Here is a 17,052-nt window from a genome sequence, read left to right as displayed (position 1 = left end):
AGTTTCCGCCCGACACCCCGCAGCACCTGTGGACCGCTACGTTCGAAGCATGGAGACCAGGCCCGTCGACGGATTCCGGCTCGCCTACGACCGCGCCGGCGAGGGCCCGCCGGTCGTGCTGCTGCATGGCTGGCCCGGCGACCGGACCGACTTCGACCGGCTCGTCCCGCTGCTGACCGCGCGCGCGGACGTCGTCGTCCCCGACCTGCGCGGGTTCGGCGCGTCGGACCGGCACGAGCCGCACGCCGCCGACGCGTACGCCGCCCCCGCGCAGGCCCGCAGCGTCGCCGGGCTCATCGAGGAGCTCGGCCTCGTGCGGCCGGTCGTGGCGGGCTACGACATCGGGAGCCGGATCGCCCAGGCGCTCGCGCAGTCCCGGCCCGAGCTCGTCGGCCACCTCGTCGTCGCGCCGCCGCTCCCGGGCATCGGCACCAGGATCCTGACCCCCGAGGCACAGCGCGAGTTCTGGTACCAGCCGTTCCACCAGCTGCCTCTCGCCGATCGGCTCGTCGACGGCGACCCGGAGGCGGTCAGGACCTATCTGGCCCACTTCTGGGAGCACTGGTCGGGCCCGGACCACCAGGTCGAGCAGGACCGCCTCGACCACCTCGTCGAGACGTATGCACGTCCGGGCGCGTTCACCGCCTCGATCGCGTGGTACCGCGCCGGCGCCGGAGCGGTCGCCGTCTCCGTCGCCGAGGAGAGCGCCACGCCCGCCGTGGTCGCCACGCCGACCACCGTGCTGTGGCCCGAGCACGACCCGCTCTTCCCGCGGGCCTGGTCCGACCGGCTCGCGACGTACTTCGCCGCCGTCCGGCTCAGGCCGGTGGACGGTGTCGGCCACTTCGCACCGGTGGAGTACCCCGGGGTGCTCGCCGAGGAGATCCTGAGTGCGCTGTCCGCCCTGGATGCCTAGCGACCGGTCGGGTAGGCCCGCCTGATCGCCAGCTTCCGGGCGAGGTCGTCGGCACAGTCCACCAGCCGCCGGCGTACGGCGTTGTCGAGGTCCGGGTCGGCGACGAGCATCCGCGCCGCGGCGAGGGTCTCCTCCGACACCGAGCGTGACGGGAAGAAGTCCTCGGTGGCGTCTCCGAGCACCCACCCCGAGCGTACGGCGACGGTGCCCGGCAGGTCGGCGAAGTAGCGCTCGACGTACGGCGCGGTGAGCTCCTCCTGGCCGCCGCGCCACATCCCGGCCGCCGCCGCCTCGACCTCGTAGTTGGGAAGGTCGGTCTCGCCGGTGAAGACGGACCAGGCGTATGCCTTGGCCTCGGCGTCCGGGATGGAGCACAGCGCGGAGGTGAGGCGGATGCGCGCCTCCGCGGTCGGCTCGGCGTCGAACGCCGCGCGCAGCCCGGCCCGGTCGATCCCTCCGAGCGTCGCGAGCCGGTTGAGGACCTGCCAGCGCAGCGCGACGTCGAGCTCGATGCCCTCGGGTGTCGCCGCGAGCCAGCCGCGCAGCTCCTCGACGCTGGTGGAGCTCGTGACGGCCGTGCGGAACGCCGCCAGCTGCAGCTCCGAGCCCGGCTCCTGGGCAGCGAGGCGGTCGAGCGCCGCGGCGTGGAGCCTCTCCAGCGACCCCTTCGGGGCGAGCGGGACGACCCAGCCGAACAGCCAGGCGCGGGTACGCCGTGGGCTCTCCTCGGTGTCCTCGATCGGGAGGCTCGCGCAGGCGATGTCGACGACGTCGGCCGGGGAGACGGCCGCGTCGGAGAACGCGCTGCGCAGGTTGTTCCAGACCCCCGCGCGCAGGCCCGGGTCGGTGACGTCGGGCAGCAGCGTCTTGAGCGCCTCGACCGTGTCGGCGTCGGGCTCGAGGACCGCCCAGGTGTCGTCGTACGGATCGAGCAGGACGGCCCCGGCGGGTGGGTCGTACGGCGTCTCCGGGCCGCTGACCGTCACCGGCTCGATCCGCCAGGCGCCCTCGTCGTGCACGGCCACGCGGAAGGTGTGCGATCGCTCGGCGGGGTGGTCGCGAGGCGGCTGCCGGCGGATGATCCCCGCGGAGCGGTCGAAGGTGATCACGTCGGGGCCCGCGGTGAGCAGCCAGTTGCTGGTGAAGTCGGCCAGGTCGACGGCTGAGCCGGCGGTGTCGGCGGCCCTCTGCCAGCTGCCGAACAGGTCGTGCATCGTGGCGTTCCCGAACCGCGCCTTGGTGAAGTGGTCGACCACGCCGGCGAAGAAGACGTCGTCCCCGAGCGCGGCGTCGAGCTGCTTGAGGATCGCCGATCCCTTGGCGTACGAGATGCCGTCGAAGTTCTGCAGCGCGGTGGCGGCGTCCGTGGCGCCGTTGCCGGCGACCGGGTGCGTGGAGGACCGGCTGTCGGCGCTCAGGCCCCACTGCCGCCGGGCGTAGGAGAGGTCGGTCCACGCGTCGGCGTACTCCGTCACGTCGGCGGTCACCCGGTTGCCCATGTACTCGGCGAACGACTCGTTGAGCCACAGGTCGTCCCACCAGACCGGCGTCACCAGGTTGCCGAACCACTGGTGGGCCATCTCGTGCGCCACGGTGGTCGCGCGCCCGATCCGGAGCCCCCGGGTCACCCGGGAGGTGAAGACCAGCCGGTCGCGGAAGGTGACGCAGCCGGGGTTCTCCATCGCCCCGGCGTTGAACTCCGGCACGAACGCCTGGTGGTAGTTCCCGAACGGGTAGCGGATCCCGAAGAGCCGGTGGAACTCGTCGAAGCACTGCCGCGTCAGGGTGAACAGCTCGTCGGCGTCCTTGTCGAGGTCGGCGGCCACGCTCGCCCGCGCCGAGAGGCCGAGCGGGATGCCGTCGTGCTCGTCGGTGACGAGGTGGTAGGGACCGGCGACGAGCGTGACGAAGTACGTCGACAGCGGCGGCGACTCCTGGAACTCCCAGACCCCGGGCTCGACCTCCTCGCCCGGCGCGTTGCCGACCACGACCCAGTCGGTGGGCGCCGTGACGTGGAGGGTGTACGGCGCCTTGAGGTCGGGCTGGTCGAAGCAGGCGAAGATGCTCGGCGCCGCCTCCATGAACGACATTGCGTAGACGTAGTGCCGGCCGTCGGCCGGGTCGACGGAGCGGTGCAGCCCCTCGCCGTCGTTGCGGAACCGCATCGTCGCGTCGACGACGACCTCGTTGTCGCCGGCGACGGTCTCCAGCGGGACCCGGCCGCGGTCGAGCGCGTCGGCGCTGAGCTCGGTGCCGTTGAGCCGGATGCTCGCGACCGAGGCCGGCTTGAGGTCCAGGAAGGCCGGGCCGCCGCGGGAGCGGAACCGGATCGTCGTCACCGAGCGGAACGTGGACTCGCTCGAGGCGAGGTCCAGACGGACGTCGTACGCCCTGACGTCGAGGAGCGCCCGGCGCTCCTCTGCTTCGGCTCTGGTGATGCTCTTGCTGGGGCTCCGGACCGCTGTCACGAGGCACAGGCTATGCGGGTGTCCGGACCGGGCCGCATCTGGTTCCTCTGTTCTGCAACCGCGGGGCCTTCCGGGCCGTCATACTCCGCGTTCGACGCGTGACGACACGCACACCACATCCGAGGAGCGATCCCATGATCAGCACCACTTCACCCGCTCTCGTACGCCAGTCTCGGAGGCGCCCGCTTCTCGGGCTCGCATCCGCTGCCGTGCTCACGATGACGGGTCTCGCCCTGCCGTCGGCGGCCCACGCGGCCGACACCGCCGGTGCAGACGCCGCGGCTCAGTGCCCGACGGCCGCTCCTGCGTCCAGCATCACCCCGGACGAGGCCGTCCACGGCCTCACGGTCTCGAAGGGCACGACGCCCGAGGAGTTCACGGGGACGGTCACGGGCATCCTGGACGACGGCATCCAGCCCGGCACCGACATGATCATCATGGAGCTCCACTCCACGGCCATCGACAAGGCCGGCGGGATCTGGGAGGGCATGTCCGGCTCGCCCGTCTACGACGCCGACGGGCGCCTGATCGGGGCCGTCGCGTACGGCCTGGCGAGCGGCCCGTCGCCGGTCGCCGGGATCACGCCGTACTCGGCGATGCAGAAGTACCTCCCCGGCGGCGGCGCAGCGGCCGACTCCCCGCTTGCCGCGCCCAAGAAGGTCGACGTGGACAGCAAGAAGCTGCAGGCCAAGATCGCCGACGCGGCCGGCGTGTCCACCGCGCAGGCGGACCAGTTCCGGCAGCTCGGCACGCCCTCGCCCGGCATCAGCGCCGCCCGGCAGCACGGACGCGCGACCGGGGCCAAGGGCGCCAAGGCCGACCACAAGTTCCTCGGCCACTTCCTCTCGAGCGGGAAGACCGGCGGTGTCGCCAAGGCTGCCGCCGCGCCCGGCCCGGACACGCTCGTCCCGGGTGGCAACGTCGGGGCAGCCGTCGTCTGGGGCGACGTGGTGGAGGGCGGCGTCGGCACCGTGACGGCCGTCTGCAAGGGCTCGCTGGTCGCCTTCGGCCACCCGATGGCCGCGGTGGGCAAGACCGCGATGGCGCTGCTGACCGCCGACACCCTGTACGTCCAGGAGGACCCGTACGCGCCGTTCAAGGTCGCCAACCTCGGTGGCATCGCCGGCACGATCAACCGCGACGGCTTCACCGGCATCGCCGGCCCGGTGGGCAAGCTGCCCGCCACGGCGACGTTCAGCGCGAGCTCCTCGTACGACGGCGGGAAGGCGCACAGCGGCAAGAGCTACTCCTCGGTCGCCGACTACTACGCCGACGGCGCCTTCGGCGAGACGACGGCGATGAACGACGCCGCGCTCGACGCGGTCATCCCCGGCGGCGCGCTGGTCACCTACACGGTCAAGGGCACGGCCGCCGGGAAGGCGTTCACGCTCACCCACACGGACCGGTACGCCTCGTCGTACGACATCTCCTACGACTCCAGCTGGGACATCGGCGACCTCACCTACGTGCTGAGCCAGCTGTCGGGGGTCAAGGTCACCTCGGTCACGACCAGCACGAAGCTCGACGACCACAAGCAGACCACGTCGGTCTCCCGTGTCGAGCAGTACGTCGGCGGGAAGTGGGTCAAGGTGACCCGGAAGAGCCCGGTGTCGGTGCAGGCCGGCAAGCACGCGGTCGTGCGGTTCGTGATCACGGGCGCCGGCGGCACCCGCTACGCGAAGACGAAGGTCTGGGCGCCGTACCGGCTGAAGGGCGCGACCGGCGACATGGAGGCGACCGGCGGCGCTGAGCTCTACAGCGACATCTACAGCGCCAACACCTTCGCCCAGGCCAAGAAGGCGGTCGACGGCAAGGTCCGCAACGACGCGGTCCGGGTCCACACCACCGTCCGCAGGAAGGGCGTCGACCCGGTCAACAAGACGGTGAAGCTCGGCGGCCTCGACCACGTCGTCTACGGCTACGTCGACGTGCCGTTCCGGATCCGCTGACGGCCCTGCTCAGGCGCCGGCCGGAGGTCTGGCACGCTGGGGACATGACAGTGTCCAATCCCGGGGTGACCCCCGGGCACAAGCCCAGCGCACCGGACCTCCGGTCGGTCGACCTGGCCAAGATCGGCGAGCACCGCTTCACGGCCACCAACGCCAGGGGCGGGTCGATCACCATCGGCCACGGGGACGACCCGGACTTCACGCCGGTCGAGCTGCTGCTGGCGGCGCTCGCCGGCTGCGGCGCGCTCGACATCGACTTCATCACCGGCAAGCGGGCGCCCTTCGCCACCTTCGCGGCGCGGGCGCAGGGCACCAAGATCCGCGACGAGAACGGCAACCACGTCGTCGACATCTCGGTCACCTTCGACGCCACCTTCCCCGAGGGCGAGGGCGGCGACGCCGCCCGGGAGATCCTGCCCAGCGCCATCGAGCGCAGCCAGAACCGGCTCTGCACCGTCGGCCGCACCGTCACCCTCGGCGAGCCCGTCTCGTACGCCGCCGGCACCCTCGGTTGAGTCGGGAGTTGTGACCGGTCGAGTCGGGAGTTGTGACCGGTCGAGTCGGGAGTTGTGGTCCGGCCGGTCGGTCCGAACCCCCGACTCAACAGGTCCGAACCCCCGATTCGACGGTCAGGGCAGGAGCAGCGCCGAGTCGCCGAACTCGTGCCACAGGTAGCCGGCCGCGACAGCGGCGTCGTACGCCGTCTGGGTGAGGATGCGCCCCGCCACTGCCTCGACGAGGAGCAGGTGGGAGGCCTGCGGATCGTGCCAGCCGGTGATGAGGCCGTCCACGACGAGCGGCGGCTGTGCCGGGGTGACGACCCGGTCCGTCCACCCGCGGGCGGCGCGCACGGTGGCCCCGCGCCTGCCGCGGCGGGTGATGGCCGACTCGAGAGCCCGCGTGGCCGTGGTGCCGACGGCGACGATCCGGCCGCCGGCGATCTTCGTCTCGCGCGCGAGCCGCGCGGTGGTCGCGGTGACCTCGAACCACTCCGGGGCGGGCGCCTCGCCGGCCTCCTGCGAGGAGACGCCGGTGTGCAGCGTCACCGGCGCGATCTGGATGCCGCGGGAGACCAGGGCCGTCACCAGCTCCGGGGTGAACGGCCTGGCCGCCGACGGCATCTCGGCGCTGCCCGGGCGGTGGCCGAAGACGGTCTGGTACGCCTCCAGCGGGTAGCGCCGGTCGAGATAGCCGTACGCGATCGGGCGGCCGTGCTCCCGGAGCGTGGAGCCGACGTCACCGACGACGTGCGCGCGCCACAGCCGGTTGCCGCGGCCGGTGGGCGAGGACGCCCGCTGCGGGTACGGCGCGGTGAGGGACACGCGCAGTCCCTGGGCGTCGAGCACGTCGCCGGGCTCGGCGTCGAGGATCGCGCGGGAGGCGTCCGGCGCCGTACGGATCTCGACGGCCCAGTCTCCGCGACGCAGCAGCTGAGCGAGGTGGAGTACGACGGGTCCGCGGCCGAGCAGCGTCGCGTCGAGCTGGCGGGGATCGGTGGCCGAGTCGTTGACGACGAGCAGGTCGCCGCGCTCGAGGTGGTCGGGCAGGTCGCGGAACCGCGCATGGTCGACGCCGTCCGGGCGGGCCACCAGCATCCTGACCTCGTCGCGTGCGTACCCGCGCCACTCCGCCGGTGCCGGCGCAGTGGTGTCGGCGGGCGCCGGGAAGTCCACGCCCGGGTGCTCGGTGAGGAGAGTCATCGGGCCACCCCCGCGAGCACGTCGGCCGCCCGGTAGCGCCCGCTCGGCAGCCCGCTACGTAGCAGCGCGAGTAGGTGCGGGACGACCGTCTCCGGGAGCGGCCGGTCGGAGATGTCCTCGCCCGGGAAGGCGCGCTGGTGCATCGCGGTGCGCATGTCGCCGGGGTCCACCGCGTACGCCGTCAGGCCGGTCTCTGCGCCGAGCGTGAGGATCACGTGGTCGAGTGCCGCCTTGCTGGCGCCGTACGTCCCCCACGCCGGGTAGTGCTCCACGGCCGCGTCGCTCGAGATCCCGACGAGCGTCCCGCGCGACTCGCGCAGCAGCGGGAGGAGACGCTGGGTCAGCTCGAGGGGGGCCAGGACGTTGACGGCGAGCACCTCCCGGAACGCCGGGGGTACGACGTCGGGCAGCTGCTCCATCGGGCCGAGGTCGCTCGCGTTGTGCACGAGCAGGTCCAGTCGGCCCAGGGCCAGCACGGACTCGGCGAGCTCCGCCTGGTGGCGGGCCGAGCGGACATCGCCGGCGACGGCCGTGACGCGGGGGAGGGGTGCGGTGGCCGAGGCGAGGGTCGCCTCGCCGCGCGCGTCGGTGACGACGGTCCAGCCGTCGGCCGACAGCGCGGTGACGAGCGCGAGCCCCAGGCCGGCGGATCCGCCGGTCACCAGGGCCACGGGGGCTTCACTTCGTGTGGTCATGCGGCTAGCCTTCAAGTTGAAGTGAACTTGAGGTCAAGGCCTCGACAGATTTTTCTTCGGAGGAGATCCGGTGGACCCGCACGACCGGCTGACGATGGGGGAGGTGGCGAAGCGGAGCGGCTTCGCCGCCTCGGCGCTGCGCTACTACGAGGCGCAGGGGCTGATCAGCGCCGAGCGCTCGACCGGCGGGCAGCGGACCTTCGAGCGGAGCGTGCTGCGCCGGCTGGCGTTCATCCGGGCGGCGAGCAACGTCGGGCTGTCGCTGGAGGAGATCCGCGAGGAGCTGGCGACGCTGCCGGCCGAGCGCACGCCGACGAAGTCCGACTGGCACCGCATCTCACGACACTGGCGCTCGCGGCTGGACGAGCAGATCGTGGCGCTCCAGCGCCTGCGGGACGGCCTGGACAGCTGCATCGGCTGCGGCTGCCTGTCGCTCAAGCACTGCGGCATCAGCAACCCCGGTGACGCCGCTGCCGCCCGCGGCGAGGGGGCGGCGTATCTCCCGCGGCTGCTGCGCCGCGAGCCGCCACGGCGTGGCCCGCGACAGGCCTGAGACAGGCCTGAGACAGGCCTGACGGCAGGCGCCTAGCGGACGGTGACCTTGCGGATCTCGACCTTCGTCTTCGGTGCACCGTCGGAGCCGCCACCTGCGACACCGGCGCTGGCCGCCTTCGCGATGAGCTTCACGCTCGCGGGGTCGATGGTGCCGAAGATGGTGTAGTTCGGCTGCTGGTCGAGATAGCTGGAGTCGGCGTACACGAGGAAGAACTGCGAGCCGTTGGTGTCCGGACCGGCGTTCGCCATCGCGAGGACGCCCTTGCCGTAGTGCTCCTTGCCGTTCAGCTCGTCGGCGAAGGAGTACCCCGGCCCGCCGGATCCCGTGCCCGTCGGGTCGCCGCACTGCAGCACCGAGATACCGGAGGCCGCTGTGGTCAGTCGGTGGCAACGGGTGTCGTCGAAGAAGCCCTGCTTCGCCAGGGAGACGAACGAGTTGACCGTGCACGGCGCCTTGTCGGCGTCCAGGGTCAGCTTCAGGTCGCCGATCGTGGTGGCCATCGTCGCCGCGACCTTCCCGGACTCGGTCGGCGTCGAGGGCGGGGTGTCGACCTGCTTGGCCGCGGTGGTGCCGTCGGAGGGATACGAGCACGTGCCCGCCGCCTCGTTGGCGCCGGCTGAGGCACTTGCGCTGCCGGTCGCGCTGCTGTTGCTCGCGCTGCTGTCGCTCGCGGTGTCGTCGTCGGAGCCGCAGGCGGCGAGGGAGAGCAGGAGCGCGGCGGCGGCCGCGAGCGTGAGGGCGCGGGAGAGCATGGCGCGCATCGTAGGTCGCGTCCCTGAGCGCCGACTGATCGGGCTTGCCTTGGAGCGCACTCCAGGGCCTAGCGTCGTGGGCATGGACCTCGGCCTGCACTACTTCACCTTCACCCACCCCGAGTGGGAGTCCACCCTCACCGACCGCTTCACCGAGACCGCACGGGTCGCCGACGAGGGCGGCGTGAGCCTCCTGACCGTGATGGACCACTGGTTCCAGATGCTCCACGCGGGCGGACCGTACGAGCCGATGCTGGAGGGCTACACCTCCCTCGGCTACCTGGCCGGCATCACCGACAACGTCCGCCTCAGCCTGCTCGTCACCGGCGTGACCTACCGCTACCCCGGCCTGCTCGCCAAGACGGTCACCACCCTTGACGTCCTCTCGAAGGGACGCGCGATGCTGGGCATCGGCGCCGCCTGGTACGACCGCGAGCACGCCGGCCTCGGCGTACCCTTCCCGTCCACCGCCGAGCGCTTCGAGCGGCTCGAGGAGACGCTCCAGATCTGTGGCCAGATGTGGTCCGACCACGACGGGGCGTACGACGGCAAGCACTATCAGCTCGCCGAGACGATCTGCCTGCCCAGGCCGGTGAACGGCACCGTCCCGATCCTCATCGGCGGCGGTGGCGAGCGCAAGACGCTCCGGCTGGTCGCGCAGTACGCCCAGGCCTGCAACCTCTTCGGCGGTCCCGGCCAGGACGGCGTCGACACGGTGCGCCACAAGCTCGAGGTGCTCCGCGAGCACTGCGAGCGGCTCGGCACCGACTACGACGCAATCGAGAAGACGATCCTCTACCAGGGCCCGACCGACGACGCCGACGCCTTCCTCAAGGACATGGAGGCGTACGCCGCGCTCGGGATCACCCTCGCGTCGCTGATGCCGCCGCGCTACGTCGACCCCGTGCCGTGGGCGACCCGGATCGTGACCGACGTACGGCCCAGGATGAACGAGATCTGAGTAGGTTGCCCCCATGGACCTCGGCATCCACTACTCGAACTTCTCCTACCCCGGCTGGCGCAACGACCTGACCGACACTCTGGTCTCGACCGCGCGGATCGCCGACCAGGGCGGCGTCGACCTCCTGACGGTCATGGACCACTGGTTCCAGATGGAGGTCCGCGGCGGCCCGGCCGAGCCGATGCTGGAGGGCTACACCACCCTGGGCGCCCTCTCCCAGGTCACCAGCAACGTCCGACTGAGCATGTTGGTCACGGGCGTGACCTACCGCTACCCGGGTCTGCTCGCCAAGATCGTGACGACGCTCGACGTGCTCTCGAAGGGGCGCGCGATGCTGGGCATCGGCGCGGCGTGGTACGACCGTGAGCATGCCGGCCTCGGCGTACCCTTCCCGCCGCTCGCGGACCGCTTCGAGCGGCTCGAGGAGGCGATCCTCGTCTGCCGGCAGATGTGGTCCGACGACGACGGGCCGTTCGACGGCAAGCACTACCAGCTGAAGGAGACCGCCAACGTGCCGCCGCCCGTGCGCGGGACCATCCCGCTGCTGGTGGGCGGGGGAGGGGAGCGCAAGACGCTCCGCCTCGTGGCGCAGTACGCCGACGCCTGTCACCTCTTCGCCCGCGAGGGGCTCGAGGGGATCAAGCACAAGCTCGAGGTGCTACGCCGGCACTGCGACGACGTCGGGCGCGACTACGACAGCATCGAGAAGACCGTCGGCGGCATCGGCAGCGCGGACCCGGGCGCCGACCCCGACACCTTCCTCGCGCAGGCGGAGGAGTTCGCGAAGCTCGGCTTCACCGTGTTCACCACGACGCCGACGGGCGACGACCCGGTCGCCTGGACCGAGCGCGTCTGCGACGACGTGGTGCCGCGCCTCAAGGAGCTGTGACGGTCCCGATGGCCACCCTCGAGGACGTACGCCGGATCGCCGAGGCGCTGCCCGAGGTGACCTCGAAGCTGTCCTGGGGCCACGAGATGTGGCGGGTCCGCGACAAGGGCTTCGTCTGGGAGCGTCCGCTGCACAAGACGGACCTGGCCGCCCTCGGCGACGCGGCGCCGCACGGCGAGATCCTCGGCGTACGCGTCGAGGACGAGGGCGACAAGCAGGCGCGGATCGCGTCGGAGCCGGACATCTACTTCACGATCCCGCACTTCGACGGCTACCCGGCGGTGCTGGTCAGGCTCGAGGCGGTCGACCTCGACGAGCTCGAGGAGATCGTCACCGAGGCCTGGCTGCTGCGCGCGCCCAAGCGGCTGGCGCGGGAGTTCCTCGCCGAGCGCGAGCTCGGTCAGTAGCCGGTCCGGACGCAGCCGTCCGGACCAGCCCCGGCACGCGTCAGGCTGCCGACAGGTCGGCGACCTAGCGTCGCCGCCATGAACCTCGCGGAGCACCTGCTCGCCCTCCCGCCCTGGCTGGTCCTCGGCGCGGCCTTCCTCCTCCCGGCACTGGAGTCGTCGGCCTTCGTCGGATTCGTCTTCCCCGGTGAGACGGCGCTCGTCGTGGGCGGCGTCCTGGCCGGGCAGGGCCGGCTGCCGGCCGTCGCCGTCCTCGTCCTCGGCGTCCTGGGCGCCGTGCTGGGCGACACGGTGGGGTACGCCGTGGGGCGGCGCGCCGGCCCCGTGCTGCTCGCCTCCTCGCGCTCCGGCCGGCTCGCCCGGGTGCTGCCGAGCCGTTACCTGGAGCGAGCCCTCGACCTGGTGCGACGCCGCGGAGCGTCGGCGGTGTTCCTCGGCCGCTGGACGGCCGCGCTGCGGGTCGTCGTGCCCGGCGTCGCGGGGATGTCCGGTGTCCGCTACCGGACGTTCGCGATCGCGAACCTGGCCGGCGGTGTCGCGTGGGTGAGCACGGTCGTCGCCGCCGGGATCCTGGCCGGGCGGAACTGGCAGCACGTCGTCCACCTCTTCTCCCTCGGCGGGCTTGCGGTCCTCGCCGCGCTCGTCGCCGCGGTCGTCGCGCTGCGCTGGACGCGCCGCCGATCCCACCGCCCGCGCGCTGTCGCTAGCCTTCCGCCATGGCCCTCGAGCGCATCGCGCTGATCTCGGACGTCCACGGCAACCTGACCGCCCTCGAGGCGGTGCTGGCCGACATCGACGCACGCGGCATCACCCGGATCTTCAACCTCGGCGACTACGTCGGGAAGGGGCCGCGCGGCCGCGAGGTGGTGGAGCTGTGCCGCGAGCGATGCGAGGTCAACATCCTCGGCAACTGGGACGACTTCCTGCCCCATCCCGCCCGCGAGTTCGACAACCAGTCGCTGCAGTGGTGGCTCGCGCAGCTCGGCCCCGGACAGGGGGACTGGCTGCGGTCGCTGCCGTTCTGCCACAACTTCCGGATGAGCGGACGCCGGATCCGGCTCTTCCACGCCTCGGAGGAGACCGTGCACCGACGGGTACGGTTCGACCACGACGAGGCCGAGTTCCTCGGGCTGTTCCGCAACACGCCGGCCACCGGGTTCGACAGGCCGGAGCCGGACGTCGTCGGGTACGCCGACACCCACGATCCCTACTACGAGACCGACCGCGAGCGCCGTACCGTCTTCAACACCGGCAGCGTCGGCAACTGCATGGGCGACCCGACGCCCGTTTACGTGATCCTCGAGGGAGTCATGGACGGCGAGGCCGACGCGCCCTTCTCGATCCAGTGGGTGCGGGTGCCCTACGACTGGCAGTCCGAGCTGGCGTACGCCGCGTCGGTCGGGATGCCGGAGCTCGACGGCTACACCGTGGAGATCCGCGACGGCGTCTACCGCGGCAACCTGCGGGCCGGCGAGGCGCCCGACTACCACCGCCGGCCGCGATGACGGCCGGCACGCTGCGTTTCGAGGTCGACGACCTGACCAGGCCGGAGGTCCACCGGCTTCTCGAGGAGCATCTGGAGGACATGTACGCCACGTCACCGGCCGAGTCGGTCCACGCGCTGGACCTCGACGCCCTGCGCGGCCCCGGGATCGAGTTCTGGTCGGCATGGGAGGGCTGTGGCGGCGACGCGGAGCTGCGCGCTTGCGGCGCGCTCAAGGACCTGGGCGACGGCGTCGTGGAGCTGAAGTCGATGCGTACGGCCGCCGGCGCGCGCGGTCGGGGCGTGGGTTCGGCCGTGCTGATGCATCTGCTCGGCACCGCGCGGGCGCGCGGTGCCGAGCAGGTAATGCTGGAGACCGGCGTCGAGGACTACTTCGCTCCCGCACGCCGACTCTATGCGCGCCATGGGTTCGTCGAGCGGCCGCCGTTCGGCGACTACCGCCCGGACCCCCACAGCGTCTTCATGGAGCTCACGCTGTGAGGCGTGAGCTCCGCTGGGGTCTGGGCTGTGCGGTCAGCCCTGCTGGCCGATCGCGAACTCGACCTTGCCCTCCTGGGTGAGCGAGGCGTCGAGCACCTTGTCGTCGAGCAGGGTCGCCGCGGTCTCGTCGAGGTAGACGGTCGCCCCCTGCTGCTCGACCACCTGGTCGCCCGGCTGGGCGGCGGTGGCGGTCGTGACGGCCAGACCCGGCTCCGGCGAGTCGGAGGTGATCCGCAGGCCGCTGCCCTCCGGCGTGCCCGGCTGGTTCACCAGGTTGTTGATGATGGTCGTGGCGTTCTCGGTGAGAGTGAGCATAGAAGCCGGTGTCCGATCCGTCCGTGGCTCATGCGGGTGCCGGCCCGACTTTTTCTCCCGGCGTACGCCTCAGCCCGCCATCGGCGAGTGGGGCGCCCCCATGCCCGGGTCGATCTGGACCGGCCCGCCCGGCCCCGGGCGTACGTCGAAGTCGAAGATCGCCGTCGGGAGGTAGACCGTCGCGCACGCGTTGGGGATGTCGACCACGCCGGAGAGCCGCCCCTCGATCGGTGCAGCCCCGAGCAGGAGGTAGGCCTGCTCGGGGCTGTAGCCGAACTTCGTCAGGTAGTCGATCGCGTGGAGGCAGGCGCGCTGGTAGGCGAGGTGCGAGTCGAGATACCGCTGCTCGCCGTCCAGCGTGACCGACGTCCCGGAGAACGCGAGCCACTCGGAGTACTGCGGGTCGGTGTTGCCCGGCATGAAGATCGCGTTCTCGGAGACGCCGTACGTCTCCATGCCGCCCTTGATCAGGTCGACGTGGAGGTCGATGAAGCCGCCCATCTCGATGGCGCCGCAGAAGGTGATCTCGCCGTCGCCCTGGGAGAAGTGCAGGTCGCCCATCGACAGGTTGGCGCCCGGGACGAAGACCGGGTAGAAGACCCGCGACCCCTTGGTGAGGTTCTTGATGTCCTGGTTGCCGCCGTTCTCGCGTGGGGGAGCTGTGCGCGCCGCCTCGGCCGCCGCCTTGTCGTAGGCCTCGCCGGTGAGGCCGCCGAGGATGGCGTCCTTCGGCTCCGGCGGGAGGGCGAGCGGCGGCACCCGCTGCGGGTCGGTCGCGCGGAGCGCGCCCTCGCGAGCGTTCCACCTGGTCAGCAGCTGGTGGGAGGGTGCGGTCCCCATCAGGCCGGGGTGGACGATGCCGGTGAACGTCACGCCGGGCACGTGCCGCGAGGTCGCCTTCTGGCCGGAGAAGTCCCAGATCGCCTTGTAGGCGTCCGGGAACTGCTCGGTCAGGAAGCCGCCGCCGTTGTCGGTCGGGAAGATGCCGGTGTAACCCCAGCCCTGGCCGGCCAGCGGACCCTCGTCCTCCTGCGGGATCGGGCCGACGTCGAGGATGTCGACGATCAGCAGGTCGCCGGGCTCGGCGCCCTCGACTGCGAACGGACCGCTCAGCACGTGGACGGAGTCGAGCGGCGCGTCCCGGATGTCGTCGGCGGAGTCGTCGTTGACGATCGCGCCGTCGAACCACTCCCGGCAGTGCACCCGGAAGGAGTCGCCGGGCCGGAGGGTCACCACCGGCGGGATGTCGGGGTGCCACCGGTTGTGGCCGAGCAGCTTCTGGTCGGTGAAGGGTCGTGCGGAGTCGAGCGGGAAGACGAGCTCGGGCATGGTGCTCCTAGAACGCTTCGGGGTCGGGCGGCGGTTCCGCTCAGGGGCGGGGGAGCCGGCTGGTGGCCGGGTTCGGCGTGCCTGCCGATGGCGTACGCCGGCGGGGCGGTGCGCTGACGACAGCCGGCCGCTCGGAGCTGGCGGCGGCCGCGTCGTACGCCTCGGTCACGGCGGACGGCTGTGCGGACAGACGCGGCGCGGTGAAGACCCGTCGCGCGCTCGCCGCGCACCGGGGGCAGGCCTCCGCGGAGGAGGCCTGCCCCAGCGGGCGGCGTACGTCGAAGTCGCCGTGGGACCGGCAGCGGTAGACGTAGGTCGCCATCGTGCAGCCCGTCCTCAGGCGGGCGCGCTGGTGATCTGGACGTCGACCAGTCGGCGGGTGCCGTTGCCGCCGCGTGCACTGGTCTTGCACATGTCGTGGCACTCCTTGTCCAGGCTGCAGCACAGCGAGCAGATCGAGCCCTCGTGGTGCGGGCAGTGCGCCATGTCGGGCCGCTCGAACGTCGTGTCGCAGACCGTGCACTCGTCGGTGGCGGCGTTGAGCAGGCCGTCGACCATGAGCGGCTCGGGGTGCTCGTCCTCGCGCGCGATGTAGTACTTGCCCTTGGTGAGGTAGGCGAGCACCGGCGAGAGCACGAACGCGAGCGCCAGCGCGATGAACGGCGAGAACGCCTGCGCGTAGGCGCCGAACCAGTCGTAGAACGCCATGATCGAGACCGTCGCACCGATGAGCATCGAGCCGAAGCCGACCGGGTTGAAGTTGTAGAGGTGGGCGCGCTTGAACTCGATGATCGCGGGGCTCAGGCCCAGCGGCTTGTTGACGCACAGGTCGGCCACGATCGCCCCGATCCACGCGATGGCGACGTTGGAGTAGAAGCCGAGGACCGTGTTGAGGAAGCCGAAGACGCCGAACTCCATCAGCGCCAGCGCGATCCCGACGTTGAAGAAGATCCACACGACCCGGCCGGGGTGGAAGTGGAGCACCCGGCTGAAGAAGTTCGACCAGGCCAGCGAGCCGGCGTACGCGTTGACGACGTTGATCTTCACCTGGGAGAGGACGACGAAGAAGACCGCGACCCCGGTGACGATGCCGGCCGGCAGGATGAAGTTGAAGCCCGCGACGTACTGGTGGATCGGCTCGCTGGCGGCCGCGATGGCGGCGCCGCCGCTGACGAAGACGAACGCGAGGAAGGCACCGCCGAGCTGCTTGAGCGCCCCGAGGATCACCCAGCCCGGCCCGGCGGCGAGGACGGCCGTCCACCACTTCTTCGCGTTGGCGGCGGTCTTCTCGGGCATGAAGCGGAGCGCGTCGACCTGCTCGCCGATCTGGGCGATGAGGGAGAGCGCGACGCCCATCCCGAGCCCGAACCCGAGCCAGCTGAAGCCGGCGCCGTCGCCAGAGCCGTCGCTGCCGCCGGGCGCCCAGCTGGTGAACGCGGAGTACATCCCCGGGTCCTTGAAGAGCAGGTAGACGAACGGCGCGAACATCCCGATGAGCCAGATCGGCTGCGTCCAGACCTGGAGCTTCGAGAGCGCGGTCATGCCGAAGACGACCAGCGGGAGGATGAGGAACGCCGTGATGATGTAGCCGGCCCACAGCGGGAGGCCGAACCCGACCTCGAACGCCTGGGCCATGATCGAGCCCTCGAGTGCGAAGAAGATGAAGGTGAAGCTCGCGTAGATGACCGACGTGATCGTCGACCCGAGGTAGCCGAAGCCCGCCGCCCGGGTGAGGAGGTCCATGTCGATCGAGTAGCGGGCCGAGTAGTACGAGATCGGGATGCCGGTCACAAAGATGACCAGCGCGGCGACGAGCACCGAGGCGATCGCGTTGCCTGCGCCGTGGGTCACCGCGATCGAGGCGCCGATCGAGAAGTCGGCGAGGTAGGCGATGCCGCCGAGCGCGGTGTTGGCGACGGTCCACTCCGACCACTTGCGGAAGGACTTGGGTGCGTAGCGGAGGGAGTAGTCCTCCAGGGTCTCGTTCTTGACGGCCGCGCCGTAGCTGCGGCTCGCCGTCGCGGGCGCGGCGCCGGTCGCGCCGGCAGGGCTGTCGAGGTCGGTGCTCATCGGTGCCTCCGTGGGACGGGAGTACGGGGGATCGACGACGTTGTCGGGGGCTGGTGTGGCG

The 17,052-nt window shown here is 71.5% G+C and carries 18 protein-coding genes; 10 read left to right on the top strand and 8 right to left on the bottom strand.

The window, feature by feature from the left end; genetic code table 11:
• The first annotated feature begins 49 nt into the window (after positions 1-49).
• Entirely contained in the window at positions 50-916 is an 867-nt protein-coding gene (locus ABLE53_RS14700; protein ID WP_348859717.1) for an alpha/beta fold hydrolase, read from the top strand.
• Here ABLE53_RS14700 and pepN read toward each other — a convergent pair.
• The gene (gene pepN, locus ABLE53_RS14695; RefSeq protein ID WP_348859716.1) at positions 913-3,384 is read right to left on the bottom strand and encodes an aminopeptidase N; all 2,472 of its coding nucleotides are present in this window, start codon (positions 3,382-3,384) and stop codon (positions 913-915) included. The genes ABLE53_RS14700 and pepN overlap by 4 nt on opposite strands.
• Before the next feature lie 134 nt (positions 3,385-3,518).
• Between pepN and ABLE53_RS14690 the strand changes: the two genes are divergently transcribed.
• Together ABLE53_RS14690 and ABLE53_RS14685 are read left to right on the top strand one after the other, a co-directional pair.
• Positions 3,519-5,333 (top strand): SpoIVB peptidase S55 domain-containing protein, encoded by a 1,815-nt coding sequence (locus ABLE53_RS14690; protein ID WP_348859715.1) that lies wholly within the window; start codon positions 3,519-3,521, stop codon positions 5,331-5,333.
• Between the two features lie 44 nt (positions 5,334-5,377).
• Positions 5,378-5,848, top strand: coding sequence for an OsmC family protein (locus tag ABLE53_RS14685; protein ID WP_348859714.1), 471 nt, complete (start codon positions 5,378-5,380; stop codon positions 5,846-5,848).
• A gap of 114 nt (positions 5,849-5,962) precedes the next feature.
• Here the strand turns inward: ABLE53_RS14685 and ABLE53_RS14680 are convergent, their stop codons facing one another.
• Both ABLE53_RS14680 and ABLE53_RS14675 read right to left on the bottom strand, forming a co-directional pair.
• Complete coding sequence (locus tag ABLE53_RS14680) at positions 5,963-7,033, bottom strand: S-adenosylmethionine:tRNA ribosyltransferase-isomerase (RefSeq protein ID WP_348859713.1); 1,071 nt, start codon at positions 7,031-7,033, stop codon at positions 5,963-5,965.
• Positions 7,030-7,728, bottom strand: coding sequence for an SDR family NAD(P)-dependent oxidoreductase (locus tag ABLE53_RS14675; RefSeq protein ID WP_348859712.1), 699 nt, complete (start codon positions 7,726-7,728; stop codon positions 7,030-7,032). Before ABLE53_RS14675 ends, ABLE53_RS14680 begins: the two co-directional genes overlap by 4 nt.
• A 70-nt stretch (positions 7,729-7,798) precedes the next feature.
• Between ABLE53_RS14675 and soxR the strand changes: the two genes are divergently transcribed.
• Entirely contained in the window at positions 7,799-8,281 is a 483-nt protein-coding gene (gene soxR / locus ABLE53_RS14670) for a redox-sensitive transcriptional activator SoxR (RefSeq protein WP_348859711.1), read from the top strand.
• Between the two features lie 32 nt (positions 8,282-8,313).
• On the opposite strand, the gene ABLE53_RS14665 is transcribed toward soxR, so the two are convergent.
• On the bottom strand, positions 8,314-9,036 hold the full coding sequence (locus ABLE53_RS14665) for a peptidylprolyl isomerase (protein ID WP_348859710.1): 723 nt from the start codon (positions 9,034-9,036) through the stop codon (positions 8,314-8,316).
• A gap of 82 nt (positions 9,037-9,118) precedes the next feature.
• Between ABLE53_RS14665 and ABLE53_RS14660 the strand changes: the two genes are divergently transcribed.
• From ABLE53_RS14660 to ABLE53_RS14635, 6 genes are all read left to right on the top strand, one after another.
• The gene (locus tag ABLE53_RS14660) at positions 9,119-9,997 is read left to right on the top strand and encodes an LLM class F420-dependent oxidoreductase (RefSeq protein ID WP_348859709.1); all 879 of its coding nucleotides are present in this window, start codon (positions 9,119-9,121) and stop codon (positions 9,995-9,997) included.
• A gap of 13 nt (positions 9,998-10,010) precedes the next feature.
• Positions 10,011-10,886: an LLM class F420-dependent oxidoreductase gene (locus tag ABLE53_RS14655; RefSeq protein ID WP_348859708.1), complete on the top strand. Its 876-nt coding sequence runs from the start codon at positions 10,011-10,013 to the stop codon at positions 10,884-10,886.
• Positions 10,887-10,894: 8 nt separating this feature from the next.
• A complete protein-coding gene (locus tag ABLE53_RS14650) occupies positions 10,895-11,293 on the top strand; it encodes an MmcQ/YjbR family DNA-binding protein (RefSeq protein ID WP_348859707.1) in 399 nt (132 codons plus the stop codon).
• A gap of 78 nt (positions 11,294-11,371) precedes the next feature.
• Positions 11,372-12,034 (top strand): DedA family protein, encoded by a 663-nt coding sequence (locus tag ABLE53_RS14645; protein ID WP_348859706.1) that lies wholly within the window; start codon positions 11,372-11,374, stop codon positions 12,032-12,034.
• A complete protein-coding gene (locus tag ABLE53_RS14640; protein ID WP_348859705.1) occupies positions 12,010-12,798 on the top strand; it encodes a metallophosphoesterase family protein in 789 nt (262 codons plus the stop codon). The genes ABLE53_RS14645 and ABLE53_RS14640 overlap by 25 nt, the downstream gene beginning before the upstream one ends.
• A complete protein-coding gene (locus ABLE53_RS14635) occupies positions 12,795-13,277 on the top strand; it encodes a GNAT family N-acetyltransferase (protein ID WP_348859704.1) in 483 nt (160 codons plus the stop codon). Before ABLE53_RS14640 ends, ABLE53_RS14635 begins: the two co-directional genes overlap by 4 nt.
• A 33-nt stretch (positions 13,278-13,310) precedes the next feature.
• Here the strand turns inward: ABLE53_RS14635 and ABLE53_RS14630 are convergent, their stop codons facing one another.
• The 4 genes from ABLE53_RS14630 to ABLE53_RS14615 form a co-directional block, all read right to left on the bottom strand.
• On the bottom strand, positions 13,311-13,592 hold the full coding sequence (locus ABLE53_RS14630; protein WP_348859703.1) for a Fe-S cluster assembly protein HesB: 282 nt from the start codon (positions 13,590-13,592) through the stop codon (positions 13,311-13,313).
• 69 nt (positions 13,593-13,661) lie between these two features.
• Complete coding sequence (gene fmdA, locus ABLE53_RS14625; RefSeq protein ID WP_348859702.1) at positions 13,662-14,921, bottom strand: formamidase; 1,260 nt, start codon at positions 14,919-14,921, stop codon at positions 13,662-13,664.
• 40 nt (positions 14,922-14,961) lie between these two features.
• The gene (locus tag ABLE53_RS14620; RefSeq protein ID WP_348859701.1) at positions 14,962-15,243 is read right to left on the bottom strand and encodes an FmdB family zinc ribbon protein; all 282 of its coding nucleotides are present in this window, start codon (positions 15,241-15,243) and stop codon (positions 14,962-14,964) included.
• A gap of 14 nt (positions 15,244-15,257) precedes the next feature.
• On the bottom strand, positions 15,258-16,991 hold the full coding sequence (locus ABLE53_RS14615; protein WP_348859700.1) for a purine-cytosine permease family protein: 1,734 nt from the start codon (positions 16,989-16,991) through the stop codon (positions 15,258-15,260).
• Positions 16,992-17,052: the final 61 nt, after the last annotated feature.

The sequence above is a fragment of the Nocardioides asiaticus genome (genome assembly GCF_040049175.1).
Classification (GTDB): domain Bacteria; phylum Actinomycetota; class Actinomycetes; order Propionibacteriales; family Nocardioidaceae; genus Nocardioides; species Nocardioides cheoyonin.
Note: the sequence above shows the minus strand (reverse complement) of the source record. Positions and strands in the feature narration are given on the sequence as shown.

What these genes read in the sequence shown, in the direction of transcription:
- ABLE53_RS14700 (WP_348859717.1), top strand. Translation starts at nt 50, where the DNA reads ATGGAGACCAGGCCCGTCGACGGATTCCGGCTCGCCTACGACCGCGCC.
- ABLE53_RS14690 (WP_348859715.1), top strand. Translation starts at nt 3,519, where the DNA reads ATGATCAGCACCACTTCACCCGCTCTCGTACGCCAGTCTCGGAGGCGC.
- ABLE53_RS14685 (WP_348859714.1), top strand. Translation starts at nt 5,378, where the DNA reads ATGACAGTGTCCAATCCCGGGGTGACCCCCGGGCACAAGCCCAGCGCA.
- ABLE53_RS14680 (WP_348859713.1), bottom strand. Translation starts at nt 7,033, where the DNA reads ATGACTCTCCTCACCGAGCACCCGGGCGTGGACTTCCCGGCGCCCGCC.
- ABLE53_RS14675 (WP_348859712.1), bottom strand. Translation starts at nt 7,728, where the DNA reads ATGACCACACGAAGTGAAGCCCCCGTGGCCCTGGTGACCGGCGGATCC.
- ABLE53_RS14665 (WP_348859710.1), bottom strand. Translation starts at nt 9,036, where the DNA reads ATGCTCTCCCGCGCCCTCACGCTCGCGGCCGCCGCCGCGCTCCTGCTC.
- ABLE53_RS14660 (WP_348859709.1), top strand. Translation starts at nt 9,119, where the DNA reads ATGGACCTCGGCCTGCACTACTTCACCTTCACCCACCCCGAGTGGGAG.
- ABLE53_RS14655 (WP_348859708.1), top strand. Translation starts at nt 10,011, where the DNA reads ATGGACCTCGGCATCCACTACTCGAACTTCTCCTACCCCGGCTGGCGC.
- ABLE53_RS14650 (WP_348859707.1), top strand. Translation starts at nt 10,895, where the DNA reads ATGGCCACCCTCGAGGACGTACGCCGGATCGCCGAGGCGCTGCCCGAG.
- ABLE53_RS14645 (WP_348859706.1), top strand. Translation starts at nt 11,372, where the DNA reads ATGAACCTCGCGGAGCACCTGCTCGCCCTCCCGCCCTGGCTGGTCCTC.
- ABLE53_RS14640 (WP_348859705.1), top strand. Translation starts at nt 12,010, where the DNA reads ATGGCCCTCGAGCGCATCGCGCTGATCTCGGACGTCCACGGCAACCTG.
- ABLE53_RS14635 (WP_348859704.1), top strand. Translation starts at nt 12,795, where the DNA reads ATGACGGCCGGCACGCTGCGTTTCGAGGTCGACGACCTGACCAGGCCG.
- ABLE53_RS14630 (WP_348859703.1), bottom strand. Translation starts at nt 13,592, where the DNA reads ATGCTCACTCTCACCGAGAACGCCACGACCATCATCAACAACCTGGTG.
- fmdA (WP_348859702.1), bottom strand. Translation starts at nt 14,921, where the DNA reads ATGCCCGAGCTCGTCTTCCCGCTCGACTCCGCACGACCCTTCACCGAC.
- ABLE53_RS14620 (WP_348859701.1), bottom strand. Translation starts at nt 15,243, where the DNA reads ATGGCGACCTACGTCTACCGCTGCCGGTCCCACGGCGACTTCGACGTA.
- ABLE53_RS14615 (WP_348859700.1), bottom strand. Translation starts at nt 16,991, where the DNA reads ATGAGCACCGACCTCGACAGCCCTGCCGGCGCGACCGGCGCCGCGCCC.